The sequence below is a fragment of the Cupriavidus sp. JZ107 genome (assembly GCF_053903255.1).
This window is the reverse complement of sequence record NZ_CP096481.1, coordinates 334907-347486: the sequence shown is the minus strand read 5'-3', so window position 1 is coordinate 347486 and position 12580 is coordinate 334907. Positions and strand designations below refer to the sequence as shown.

At 70.2% G+C, this 12580-nt stretch carries 12 protein-coding genes; 10 read left to right on the top strand and 2 right to left on the bottom strand.

Annotated elements, in window-relative coordinates:
• Positions 1-300 precede the first annotated feature (300 nt).
• Both M1D55_RS11180 and M1D55_RS11175 read right to left on the bottom strand, forming a co-directional pair.
• Positions 301-1323 carry a Bug family tripartite tricarboxylate transporter substrate binding protein gene (locus M1D55_RS11180; protein ID WP_456282189.1) on the bottom strand — a complete coding sequence of 341 codons (1023 nt, stop codon included), beginning with the start codon at positions 1321-1323 and terminating at the stop codon, positions 301-303.
• A 65-nt stretch (positions 1324-1388) separates the two neighbouring features.
• Complete coding sequence (locus M1D55_RS11175) at positions 1389-2903, bottom strand: acyl-CoA synthetase (protein WP_456282188.1); 1515 nt, start codon at positions 2901-2903, stop codon at positions 1389-1391.
• 178 nt (positions 2904-3081) lie between these two features.
• On the opposite strand from M1D55_RS11175, the gene M1D55_RS11170 reads away from it, so the two are divergent.
• The 10 genes from M1D55_RS11170 to M1D55_RS11125 all read left to right on the top strand — a co-directional run bounded on the left by M1D55_RS11170 (position 3082) and on the right by M1D55_RS11125 (position 12565).
• Positions 3082-4005 (top strand): LysR family transcriptional regulator, encoded by a 924-nt coding sequence (locus tag M1D55_RS11170; RefSeq protein ID WP_006579833.1) that lies wholly within the window; start codon positions 3082-3084, stop codon positions 4003-4005.
• A 145-nt stretch (positions 4006-4150) separates the two neighbouring features.
• The gene (locus tag M1D55_RS11165) at positions 4151-4672 is read left to right on the top strand and encodes a winged helix-turn-helix transcriptional regulator (protein ID WP_023264494.1); all 522 of its coding nucleotides are present in this window, start codon (positions 4151-4153) and stop codon (positions 4670-4672) included.
• Positions 4656-6083 (top strand): MATE family efflux transporter, encoded by a 1428-nt coding sequence (locus M1D55_RS11160; RefSeq protein WP_456282187.1) that lies wholly within the window; start codon positions 4656-4658, stop codon positions 6081-6083. The genes M1D55_RS11165 and M1D55_RS11160 overlap by 17 nt, the downstream gene beginning before the upstream one ends.
• Before the next feature lie 82 nt (positions 6084-6165).
• Entirely contained in the window at positions 6166-7305 is a 1140-nt protein-coding gene (locus M1D55_RS11155; RefSeq protein WP_456282186.1) for a metallophosphoesterase, read from the top strand.
• A gap of 24 nt (positions 7306-7329) precedes the next feature.
• A complete protein-coding gene (locus M1D55_RS11150) occupies positions 7330-8358 on the top strand; it encodes an AraC family transcriptional regulator (protein WP_456282185.1) in 1029 nt (342 codons plus the stop codon).
• A 213-nt stretch (positions 8359-8571) separates the two neighbouring features.
• Positions 8572-9564: a tripartite tricarboxylate transporter substrate binding protein gene (locus M1D55_RS11145; RefSeq protein WP_456282184.1), complete on the top strand. Its 993-nt coding sequence runs from the start codon at positions 8572-8574 to the stop codon at positions 9562-9564.
• Positions 9565-9615: 51 nt separating this feature from the next.
• Complete coding sequence (locus M1D55_RS11140; protein WP_456282183.1) at positions 9616-10800, top strand: lipid-transfer protein; 1185 nt, start codon at positions 9616-9618, stop codon at positions 10798-10800.
• A 3-nt stretch (positions 10801-10803) separates the two neighbouring features.
• Positions 10804-11247: a MaoC family dehydratase N-terminal domain-containing protein gene (locus tag M1D55_RS11135; RefSeq protein WP_456282182.1), complete on the top strand. Its 444-nt coding sequence runs from the start codon at positions 10804-10806 to the stop codon at positions 11245-11247.
• 13 nt (positions 11248-11260) lie between these two features.
• Positions 11261-11680, top strand: coding sequence for a MaoC family dehydratase (locus M1D55_RS11130; RefSeq protein WP_456282691.1), 420 nt, complete (start codon positions 11261-11263; stop codon positions 11678-11680).
• A 60-nt stretch (positions 11681-11740) separates the two neighbouring features.
• Positions 11741-12565, top strand: a complete 825-nt coding sequence (locus M1D55_RS11125) for an SDR family NAD(P)-dependent oxidoreductase (RefSeq protein ID WP_456282181.1) — start codon at positions 11741-11743, stop codon at positions 12563-12565.
• Positions 12566-12580 lie beyond the last annotated feature (15 nt).

Here is a 12580-nt window from a genome sequence, read left to right as displayed (position 1 = left end):
GGCGGCGGCGCACAACTATACCCGCTTCGGGACATCGGTCCGGCGATGGACACTCCGGGAGGCGGCAGCCTGCGGGCGCCCTTGCCCTCTCCCCCGCCCCTCTCCCGCAAGCGGGAGAGGGGAGAACCAACCGTCGTTCAGCCGCGTCGCGGCCAGTGATTCCCTTTCACACGCGTGGGACAGGTTAGCGAACGAACCGTCGATCAGTCGCGTCGCGGCCAGTTGCTCCCCTCTCCCGCTTGCGGGAGAGGGGCTGGGGGAGAGGGCGAGCAGCGCCCGAAAACCCCAAGGCGCCCGCCCTCAATCCAGCGAAATATTCTTCGCCCGAATCACCTTGCCCCAGTGCTCGCGGTCCGCGGCGACGTAGCGGTCGATCTCCGCCTGGCTCATCGGCTGCAGCACCTGCAGGCCGAGCCCGTTGAAGGTCGCGCGGAATTGCGGGTCGCGCAGGGTCTGGTCCGCCGCGGCGCGCAGCTTCTCGACCGCCTCGGGCGGCGTCTGCGCCGGCACCGCCAGCCCGAACCAGGTCGCCGCCTGGAAGTTCGGATGGGTCTCGGCCACCGTCGGCACATTGGGCAGCACGTCGAGCCGGTTGCGGCTGGTCACCGCCAGCGCCTTCAGCTTGCCGGCCTTGATATGCGGCAGCGAGGTGCTGACCACATCGACCATCAATTGCACGTCGTTGGCGAGCAGCGCCGCCAGCGCCGGCGCGCTGCCGTTGTACGGCACATGGGTCAGCTCGATGCCGAGCTCGGTCTTCAGCATCTCGGTGGCCAGCTGCAGCGCGTTGCCCAGGCCCACCGAGCTGTAGTTCAGCTTGCCGCCCTGGCTCTTCGCGTAAGCAGCGAACTCGCGGATGTTGTTGGCCGGCACCTGAGTATTGGTCACCACCACCAGCGGCACCTCGGCGCCGATGCTGAAGATCTTGAAGTCCTTCGGCGGGTCGTAGGTGATCTTCTTGTACAGCATCGGGTTCAGCACCATGCTGCCGTTGGTCGCGAAGCCGACCGTATAGCCGTCGGCCGGCGCACGGGCAACCAGGTTGGTACCGATCATCGTGGCCGCGCCAGGCTTGTTGTCGACCACCACCGGCTGCTTCAGGACGCGGCTCATGCCCTCGGCCAACGCGCGGCCGAACTGGTCGGTCGATCCGCCGGGCGTGTAGGGCACCACCAGTTTGATCGGGTGGTCCGGATAGGCCGCGCCGGCCGCCGTCACGGCGCCAAGCATCGCTGCCAATATCGCCGCCAACATCAGCGCCAACCTCGCGCCCACCGCGGCGGTGCCTCGCAGGGCCCGCCCTGCCGTTTTCCAGCGTTGCATGGTGTCTCCTCCGTTATGTCCTGCTTCGTGGTGTGCCGCATTCCGGCCGGGGATACCGGCCGTGTTCAAACGCGCCGCGTCCGCCCCTGCCAGTATTGGTCGCGCAGACGGCGTTTGGCGAGCTTGCCGGTCTCGTCGCGCGGCAGCTGCTCGGCGATCACGATCGTGCGTGGCACCTTGAAGCCCGACAGCCGTTCGCGCAGCCACGCGATCATCTCGGTCTCGTCGAGCCGCTCGCCCGGCATCGGCTGCACCATCGCCAGCAGCCGCTCGCCGTATTCGTCGTCGGGCACGCCGAACACCACGCAATCGGCCACACCCGGATAGCGCACCAGCTGGTGCTCGATCTCGGCCGGATAGATGTTGACGCCGCCCGAGATCACCATGTCCGAGGCGCGGTCGCACAGGAACAGATAGCCGTCGGCGTCCAGATAGCCCATGTCGCCCAGCGTCACCAGGCCGTCGATATCGATCGCGCGGCGCGCCGCATCGTTGTTGCGGTAGGTGAAGTCGGGGTACGCGGGCTGGCGCACATAGATCAGGCCGACCTCGCCGGTCTCGCACGGCGTACCGTCCTCGCGCAGGATGCGCACGCTGGCCTGGTCGACCGGCCGCCCCGCGGTGCCGGGCCTGGCCAGCGCATCGGCGGGCGTGGCGACGGTGACCATGCCGGCCTCGCTCGACGCATACGTTTCGTGGATCACCGGGCCTAGCCATTCGAGCATCGCCCGCTTGACCTCGGGCGCGCACGGCGAGCCGGTCGAGGCGACGAAGCGAAGCGACGACAGGTCGTAGCGCCGGCGTACCGCGTCGGGCAGCTTCAGCAGCCGCACATACATGATCGGCACCAGGTAGACGACATCGATGCGATGCCGCTCGATCAGTGCCAGCACCTCCTCGGCGTCGAAGCGCGGCGTCAGCACCAGCCGCTCGGCCATCTGCAGCGCGTTCTGGATGAAGACGCCGGGCGCGCTGTGATACAGCGGCGCCGACATCAGCGCACGGCAGCCCGGCACGATGCCGATCGCCTGCGCCACCACCGAGCGCATCGCGGCCTGCTGCGCGTCGAGCCGGTCGAGCGGCACCGCCTGGCGCAGCACGCCCTTGGGCCGGCCGGTGGTGCCCGAGGTATAGGCCATATGGCCGCGCGGCGCGACACGCGGGCCATCGTAGGGCGCCTGGGCAGCGAGCCACGGCTCGTACGCCACTGCATCGAGCCCTGCCGGCGCGCCGACCGCGCCGGCCGCGCCGACCGCCAGCACCGGCATGCCGGCCGGCACCACCGCCTGCACCGCGGGCAGCAGGTCGGCATGGGCGATCAGCACCTTGGCACCGCTGTCCTCGAGCAGGTAGCGGACCTCGTCCGCCGTGAAATGCCAGTTGATCGGGCAGTAGTAGCAGCCGGCGGTGCGGCAGGCGTGGACGATGTCGGCGAACGGCGCGTCGTTGCGCAGCAGCACGGCGAACACATCGCCCTCCGCCACGCCGAGCGCGCGCAGGCCGCCGGCCAGCCGGCTGCCGCGCGACAGCAGTTCGTCGCCGCTGCGATGAAGATCCTGGAACCAGAGGTCCGCCGCCATTCGAGTGCTCCTTTACGCTGGGCGCCCCATGCGTGCCCGGGACATCGGCATCGGGCCACGGGCGCCATATTGACCGGTCACTGTAACGGCGGGCATCGTCATCGACAATTGCCGCCCCACGCAGCACAATGTTGAGCCCAGCGCGACAATCACCCAGGCAATCCCCGATGGACGCACCATGGACCTGAACCTGATCCAGGCCTTCGTCGATATCGTCGACGCCGGCAATCTGGCCGAGGCCGGCCGCCGGCGCGGCGTCACGCGTTCGCAGGTCAGCCGGCAGCTGCGCGAACTGGAGGCCCAGTCGGGCGCGCAATTGATGCGCCGGACCACACGCCGGCTGGAGCTGACCGAGCCCGGCCACGCGCTGTACCGCCATGGGCTGGCGATCTTGCGGGAGGTCGCGTCGGCGCAGGCCGAGATCGACAGCCTGGGCAAGACGCTGCGCGGCCATGTGCGCCTGAGCGTGCCGACCGGCCTGGGCGACAGCTTCGTCGCGCCGCTGCTGCTGGCGTTCGCCGAGCGGCATCCGGGCATTACCCTGCGCGTGTTCTTCAACAATCGCGTCAACGACCTGATCGCCGCCGAGATCGACGTGGCGCTGAAGGTCACCTCGCAGCCGCCGCTGGACCACGTGGCGCGCGATGTCTGCGCGATCGAATGGGGCCTCTATGCGGCGCCGTCCTATCTGGAACGGACTGGACCGATCCGGGTGCCGGCGGACCTCGCCGCGACCGACTTCCTGTGCCCGCCCTACTTCGCCCGCCCGTTCGAGCTGCATCTGACGCGCGGCGACCAACGCGACGCGGTGCAGCTGCTGCCGCGGCTGCAGTCCGAACACTTCCCCTTCCTGATCCGCGCGGTGCAGGCCGGCCACGGCGTCTGCCTGCTGCCGGTCTATGCCGGCTGGCAGGACGCGCACGCCGGCCGGCTGGTCAAGGTGCTGCCCGACTGGCGGCCGGAAGGGCTGGGCGACCGGCTTTATCTGATCACCACGCCGAACCCGCATCCGCCAATGGCGACGCGGGCGCTGATCGACTTCCTGCGCGAGCAGATCCCCGCCTTGCCGGTGTTCCGCGACGCGCCCGACGGTTCCGCCTGAACGGCGACCGGACCCGACCAAACCGCTCGCAGCCACCCGCGCCCCACACACTTTCAAATTGCAAGCTAGAATGCTTGCAAATTGAAAGTAAAAGCCATTTCGCGATCGACTGATTGCGTCATGGGCTATCCCAAACGGAGGAGACGTGGGCCACACCGACTTTGCCAGCATGCCCTGCCCGATCGCCCGCTCGATGGCGGTACTGGGCGAGCGCTGGGCGATCCTGCTGATGCGCGAGGCCTTCTACGGCAGCACGCGCTTCGACGACTTCCAGCGCAACCTCGGCATCGCGCCCAATATCCTCAGCGCCCGGCTGAAGACGCTGGTCGAGCACGGCATGTTCGAGCGCGTGCCGGCCGACGGCGGCGCACGCCACCACTACCACTTGACCGACAAGGGCCGGGATTTCTTCCCCGCCTTCGTCGCACTGAAGGCCTGGGCCGACCGCTGGATGACCGACCGCGGTCCGATGACGGTGCTGCTGGACCGGCGCACCGGCGACGAGATCGCCGCCCCGGCGCTGACCCGCGCCGACGGCAGCGCCGTCACGCTGGACGACCTGCGCGTCACCGCCGGCCCCGCGGCCGGCCACCACCTGCGCCGCCGCTTCGCGCCCGAAGCCGACACCGTCGAAGCCACGGAGGCAGGCGATGACCGAACTGCATGACGCCGTACGGGGCGCAGTACGGGGCGCCGCACCGGCCGCGGCCTTGTCGACTGCCGCTACCGCTGCCGCCCCCCTGCGTGAACCTGCCGCTGCCGACACCGCGGCACCCCGCGCGGTGCTGCGGGCCATCGTCAAGCTGGCCGCGCCGACCAGCCTGATCGCGCTGCTGCAGGCCGTCGCGCAATTGATCGAGACCTGGCTGGCGGCGCGCCAGGGCACCGCGGCGCTGGCCGGCTGGGCCGTCGTGCTGCCATTCGCGCTGCTTTTGCAGCAAATGTCGACCGGCGCGATGGGCGGCGGCGTGGTGTCGGCCATCGCCCGTGCGCTCGGTGCCGGCAAGCGCGAGGACGCGTCGGCGCTGGTGCTGCACGCGCTGATCATCGCCGTGCTGGCCGGCCTCGGCTTCGCGATCGCGCTGGCGGGCTTTCCGCATGCCGTGCTCGGCGCGGTGGCCGGTGCGACCGCCGCCGAGGCCGCCGCGAGCTATGCGATCTGGCTGTTCGGCGCGGGCGCGGTGCCGGCCTGGCTGGCCAACACGATGGCCTCGGTGCTGCGCGGCGGCGGCCGCCATGCGCTGGCGGCGCGCGTGCTGTGCCTGATGTGGATCGCCTTCCCGCTGCTGGCCTGGGCGCTGGCCGAACCCGGCGGGATGGGGCTGGCCGGTATCGGCGCGGCCTTCGCGCTGGTGTCGTGGGCCGCGGCACTCGGCATGGCGGTGGTCGTGCTGCGCGGCGGCGCCGGCTTCGTGCCGGTGCTGCGCGTGCGCCCGAACGCGGCGCTGTTCCAGCGCATCCTGTCGGTCGGGCTGGTCGCCTGCGGGCTTGCCGCGCTGGCCAATCTGGCGACGATCCTGGTGACCGCGCAGTTGCGCCCCTACGGCACCGCGGCCGTGGCGGCCTACGGCATCTCGGCGCGGCTCGAATTCCTGATGATCCCGCTGGCCTTCGGCGTGGGCTCGGCGCTGACCGCGCTGGTCGGCCGTGCGGTCGGCGCCGGCGACTGGGGCGGCGCGCGGCGCACCGCCTGGGTCGGCGCGCTGCTGGCGCTGGCGCTGGCCGGCGCCATCGGCATCGCCGTGGGGCTCGCGCCGGCGCGCTTTGCCAGCTGGTTCACCAGCGACGCGGAAGTCGCCGCCATCGCCGCGCGGGCGCTGTCGTGGATCGCGCCGGCCTTTGGCGGCTTCGGACTCGGCATGGCGCTGTACTTCGCGTCGATGGGCGCGGGCCGGATGCGCTGGCCGATCGCCGCCGGCCTCGCCCGGATCGGCCTGGCCGCGGGCGGCGGCTGGCTGCTGGCGCATGCCGGCGGCATGGGGCTGGACGGCCATTTCCTCGGCGTGGCGCTCGGCATCAGCGCCTATGGCGCGGTGACGGCGATCGGCGTGCGGCGCACGGTGTGGTCTGGCCGCTAGGCAGGGACGCGCATGCGCGCGCGCCGTAACCCCGGTATCGTGCGGCTTATCGTGCCGACGCGGCACGCCTGCCCGGAGCACCATGACCCCTCGCCGCTCGATCGTGACGGCCGCGCTGATCGTCGCCCTGCTGCATCTCTATATCGGCGCGCGCCTGCTGCCCGCGCTGCCGTGGCCGCTGGCGCTGAAAGCGCTGGCCGCGCTGTGGCTGGCGATCTCCACCGTGTCGATGCCGGCCGCGCTGCTGGCGCGCCGCTTCGAGCCCCCCTGGGGCGATCGACTGTCCTGGCTCGGCATGCTGGCGATGGGTCTGTTCTCGACGCTGCTGATCCTGACCGTGCTGCGCGAACTGGTGCTGATCGCCTGCGCGCTGGCCGGCTGGTATCCGCCCGGGCTGCCGGTCTGGAGCGCGGTCGCCACCGTCGCGCTGGCGCTGCTGGTCTCGCTGCTCGGCTACTGGAACGCACGGCGCGTGGCGCGCGTCGTCGATGTCGAGGTGCCGATCGACGGGCTGCCCGCCGCGCTTGACGGCTTCACGATCGCGCAGCTCAGCGACATCCACGTCGGCCCCACCATCAAGCGGCCATATCTGCAGCGCATCGTCGAACGCACCAATACGCTGGGCGCCGATGCGATCGCGCTTACCGGCGACCTGGTCGACGGCAAGGTGCCCGAACTGAGCGAACACACCGCGCCGCTCGGCTCGCTGCGCGCCCCGCATGGCGTCTACGTCGTCACCGGCAATCATGAGTACTACGCCGGCGCCCATGCGTGGATCGACGAGCTGCGGCGGCTGGGGCTGCAGGTCCTGCTGAACGAGCACGTGGCGATCGAGCGCGACGGCGCCACGCTGGTGCTGGCCGGCGTCACCGACTTCAGCGCCGGGCATTTCGATCCCGCGCATCGCAGCGATCCCATCGCGGCGCTGGCCGGCGCGCCCGCCGAGGCGGCGGTGCGCGTGCTGCTGGCCCACCAGCCGCGCAGCGCGGTGGCCGCGGCCCAGGCCGGCTTCGACCTGCAACTGTCCGGCCATACGCACGGCGGGCAGTTCCTGCCGTGGAACCTGTTCGTGCCGATGCAGCAGCCCTATGTCGCCGGACTGCATCGCCATCGGAACATGTGGGTCTATGTCAGCCGCGGCACCGGCTACTGGGGCCCGCCCAAACGTTTCGGCGCGCCGTCGGAGATCACGCGGATACGGCTGCGGCGCGCACAGGCCTAGCAGCGCCGGCCTTCGGTCTCGCCCATGAACACTGCCAGCTTCACCCACCACACGATCGCCATCCAGCAGGTCCAGCAGACCCTGCTCGGTGCGCGCCATCGCGGCGCCGACATCGCCGCGCTGCTGCGCCGCGCGGGCATCGCACCGGCGCTGCTGGACTCGCCGGTCGCGCGCGTGACGCAGGGCCAGTACGCGGCGCTTCTGTTCGCGTTGCGGCGCACGCTGCGCGACGAACTCTGGGGCCTGTGCAATCGGCCGCTGCCGCTGGGCAGCTTCGCGCAGTGCTGCCACATGATGGTCCACGCGCGCACGCTTGGCGAGGCGATGCACAGCGGCCTGCGCTACTACCGCCTGCTGATCGGCGACTTCGTGCCGCGGTTGCCGCGCCACGGCGAGATTGCGATGCTGTGCCTGTCGCCGCGCGTCGACTACGACGGGCGCCTCGCCTACGCGGCGCGCTCGTTCGCCTTTCTCGGTTACGGACTCGCCTGCTGGATGGCGGCGCGCCGCGTGCCGCTGATCGGCGTCGACCTGCCCGATTCCGAACTGGGCCCGAGCGCCGATGCCGCGCTGCTGTTCCAGGCGCCCGCGTCCTACGGCCACGACTACACCGGCTGGCGCTTCGAGGCGCGCTGGCTCGATCTGCCGGTGGTGCAGAACGAGGCCAGCCTGCGCGAATTCCTGCGGCAGGCGCCGGCCAGCCTGCTGATCAAGTACCGCGACCAGACCAGCATCACCGAACGGATCCGCCGCATCCTGCGCCGCAACCTGACCGGCGAACTGCCGACGCTCGAGGACGTCGGCGAGCAGCTGGCGATGACGCCGCAGACGCTGCGCCGCCGGCTGCGCGAGGAAGGCCAGGGCTTTCGCGGCATCAAGGACGACCTGCGCCGCGACGCGGCCATCGAATACCTCGCCCGCCCCGAGCTGACGCTGCCCGAGATCGCCAGCCTGCTGGGCTTCTCCGAGGCCAGCACCTTCCATCGCGCGTTCAAGCACTGGACCGGGGTCGCGCCCGGCCAATATCGCCAGTCGCACCTGCGCGAGCACTGAGCCAGTCTTCTCCGCACCGCCGCGCGGTCTGCGGGTTTCCCCGTAGCCAAGGCCCGCCTCGGCACCGCGCTGCGTTCGCGCCCGCCCGGGCTTGATCGATCATGCCAATGCGAATCAGCGCTTCGGCCATGTCTGCGTGCGCGCTGCCTTCCTAGACTGTCGTCACCGTGGCGAGCGGGACCATCGACCAGCGGACCAGAACAGGAGACAGACATGGCAGACACCTCGACGTCGCGCCGGCGCGCACTGTTGGCCCTGGCCGGCGGCGCGCTCGGCGCGTGGGCGCCCTGGCCCGCCGGCGCGCTGGCGAAGCCGGAGTCCTATCCCTCGCGTACGCTGACGATGATCATGCCGTTCCCGCCCGGCGGCGCCACCGACGTGCAGATGCGTGCGCTGGCGCACGCGCTGTCGAAGGAGATGGGCCAGCAGGTGGTGGTGGTCAATCAGCCCGGCGTCGCCGGCACCATGGGCCCTGCCGCGATGGCGCGCAGCGCGGCACCCGACGGCTACACGTTCTCGGTCGCCCCCGCGACGCTGTTCCGCCTGCCGCATCTGCAGAAGGTCAATTTCGATCCGCTCAGCGACTTCACCTATGTGATCTGCCTGACGGGCTACACCAACGGGCTGGTGGTGCGCGCCGACGCGCCGTGGAAAACGCTGCAGGACCTGTTCGCCGATGCGAAAGCGCGGCCCGGCCAGATCAGCTACGGCTCGACCGGCATCGGCAGCGGCGGCCACGTGGCGATGGAACGGCTCGCGCGCGCCGCCGGCGTCAAGTTCAACTTCATTCCCTTCAAGGGCATGGCCGAGGAAACCACCGCGCTGCTCGGCGGGCACCTCGACGTGATCTCCGACCCCGGCTGGGGCGCGCTGGTCGACGGCGGCAAGGCACGGCTGCTGGCCACGCTCGGCAACGCGCGGCTGCCGCGGCGCCCCAATGTGCCGACGCTGAAGGAGCTGGGCTACGACATCACGGTCAATTCGCCGGTCGGCATCGTCGCGCCCAAGGGCATGGAGCCCGCCGTTCTGAAGACGCTGCACGACGCGCTGCGCAAGGCGATGCGCGACCCCGACTATCAACGCATGCTGGCCGACTATGACCAGGTCGACATGTACATGAGCAGCGCCGAGTATCGCCAGTACGCGATCGACCAGTTCGCGCGCGAGAAGGTGTTCCTGAGCCAGATCGGCGTCAAGCTGCAATAAGGCAGGCGGCAGAGTGGGACCACGCAGCAGGCAAACAACGAGGACCAGACCATGACACGCAACGTCCATGTCGCCGGTGTCGGCATGATTCCCTTCAGCAAGCCGGGCAGGAGCGAGCCCTATCTGGTCATGGGCGAGCAGGCCGCGCGCCTGGCGCTCGACGATGCCGGCGTGCCGTACGACGCGGTGCAGCAGGCCTATGTCAGCTATGTGTACGGCGATTCGACCGCGGGCCAGGCGGCGATCTATCGCGTCGGCCTGACCGGCATCCCGGTCTTCAACCTGAACAACAACTGCTCGAGCGGATCCAGCGCGCTGTTCCTGGCGCGCCAGGCGGTGCAGAGCGGCGCGGTCGAGTGCGCGATCGCGCTGGGCTTCGAGCAGATGGTGCCGGGCGCGCTCAAGGGTGCCTACGACGATCGCCCGTCGCCGCTGGCGCGCTTCGCCGAGACCATGGGCGAGCTGCAGGGCTTCGACGCCGACGCGCCGCGTGCCGCGCAGTTCTTCGGCGGCGCGGGACGCGACTACATCCGCCAGCACGGCATCCGCCCCGACACCTTCGCGCGCATCTCGGTCAAGGCGCGCCAGCACGCTGCACGTAATCCGCTGGCGGTGTTCCGCGACACGGTGACGCTTGACGAGGTGATGGCCGCGCCGATGGTGTTCGAACCGCTGACGCGGCTGCAATGCTGCCCGCCGACCTGCGGCGCCGCGGCGGCGATCCTGTGCTCGGAGGACTTCGCGCGCCGCCACGGCCTCGACATGCGCGTGACCATCGCCGCGCAGGCGATGACCACCGATACGCCGAGCACCTTCGCGCAGCGGGACATGCGCCAGCTGGTCGGCTACGACATGAGCCGCGCCGCCGCCGCGCAGGTCTACGAGATGGCCGGCATCGGCCCCGAGGACATCGACGTGGTCGAACTGCACGACTGCTTCACCGCGAACGAGCTGATCACCTACGAGGCGCTGGGGCTGACGCCCGAGGGCACCGCCGAGAAGTTCATTGTCGAGGGCAACAACACCTATGGCGGCCGCGTGGTGACCAACCCCTCCGGCGGGCTGCTGTCGAAGGGCCATCCGCTGGGCGCCACCGGCCTCGCGCAGTGCGCCGAGCTGACCTGGCAGCTGCGCGGCCAGGCCGACCAGCGCCAGGTTGAAGGCGCGCGCCTCGCGCTGCAGCACAACCTCGGACTCGGCGGCGCCTGCGTGGTGACGCTGTATCAGGCGGCCTGACCGATGATCGATCGCCAATACATCGGGCACCGGATGGCGCCCTTCACCGTGCCGGTCGAAGCAGGCCGGCTGCGCCTGTTCGCCAAGGCCACCGGGCAGCAAGACCCCGTCTACTCCGACGAGGCCGCCGCGCACGATGCCGGCCATCCGGCGCTGCCGGTGCCGCCGACCTTCCTGTTCTGCCTCGAAATGGATGCGCCCAACCCGGCGGCGATCCGCGAGCTGCTGGGCCTGGACTATCGCCGGCTGCTGCATGGCGAGCAGCGCTTCACCTATCACGCGATGGCGTATGCCGGCGACCGGCTGACCTTCGAGCAATGCATCGAGGACATCTACGAAAAGAAGGGCGGCGCGCTCGAATTCGTCGTGCGATGCACGCGCGTCAGCAACCAGCATGGCGCGCATGTCGCCGATCTGCGCACGGTCACGGTGATGCGCCATGGATAAGGGAGCCGGACCGATGACAACGCTGCGCTACGACGCCCTGCAGGTCGGCGATGCCCTGCCCGCCTTCGAGACGGAACCGATCTCGCGGCTGACGCTGGCGCTCTATTGCGGCGCCTCGGGCGACCACAACCCGATCCACGTCGACACCGACTTCGCGCACGCCGCCGGGCAGCCCGATGTGTTCGCGCACGGCATGCTGTCGATGGCCTATCTCGGCCGGCTGCTGACCAACTGGGTCCCGCAGAGCGCGCTGCGCGACTTCGGCGTGCGCTTCGTCGCGATCACCCACGTGGGCGACCGGCTGACCTGCCGCGGCACCGTGGTCGAGAAGATCGAGACGCACGGCGAGAAGCGGGTGCGGATCGAACTGAGCACCGTGGACCCGAACGGCGAGGTCAAGGTGGCCGGCGACGCCGTGGTGGCGCTGCCCTGAAGCGCGCGACAGCGCGTACCGGACGACCACAGCACAACGAACAGCAAGGAGACGATCGGCATGAGCAAGCTGCAGGACAAGGTGGCACTGGTATCCGGCTCGGGACGCGGCATCGGCCGCGAGATCGCGCTGAAGCTCGCATCCGAAGGCGCGCGCGTGGTCGTCAACGATCTCGACGAGGCGCCGGCGCTGGAGGTGGTGGAGGCCATCCGTGCGAGCGGCGGCAAGGCGGCGGCCTGCGTCGGCAGCGTGACCGAGGTGGGCTTTGCCGACCGCTTCGTCAATACCGCGCTCGAGCAGTTCGGGGGCCTGGACATCATCGTCAACAACGCCGGCTATACCTGGGACAACGTGATCCAGAAGATGAGCGACGAGCAGTGGGAGGACATCCTGGCCGTACACCTGACCGCGCCGTTCCGCATCCTGCGCGCCGCGTCCGGCTTCATTCGCGAGGCGGCCAGGCAGGAAGCGGAGCGCGGCACGCCGGTGTTCCGCAAGGTCGTCAATATCTCGTCGACCTCGGGCGTCTACGGCAACGCCGGGCAGGCCAACTACGCCGCGGCCAAGGCCGGCATCAACGGCCTGACACGGGCGATGGCCAAGGAATGGGGCCGTTACAAGGTCAACGTCAACAGCATCGCGTTCGGCCTGATCAAGACGCGGCTGACCGAGGCCGATGCGCAGTCCGATGCCAGCATCGACATCGCCGGCCGCAGGATCAAGGTCGGCGTCAATCCGCAGATCCTGAAGAACGCCGAGGCGATGATTCCGCTGGGGCGCGGCGGCACGCCCGAGGAAGCGGCCGGCGCGGTCTACCTGTTCTGCATTCCCGAGTCCAACTACGTCAGCGGCCAGGTGCTGGTCTGCGGCGGCGGACGCCCGTAACGTTCACCGGAGCAC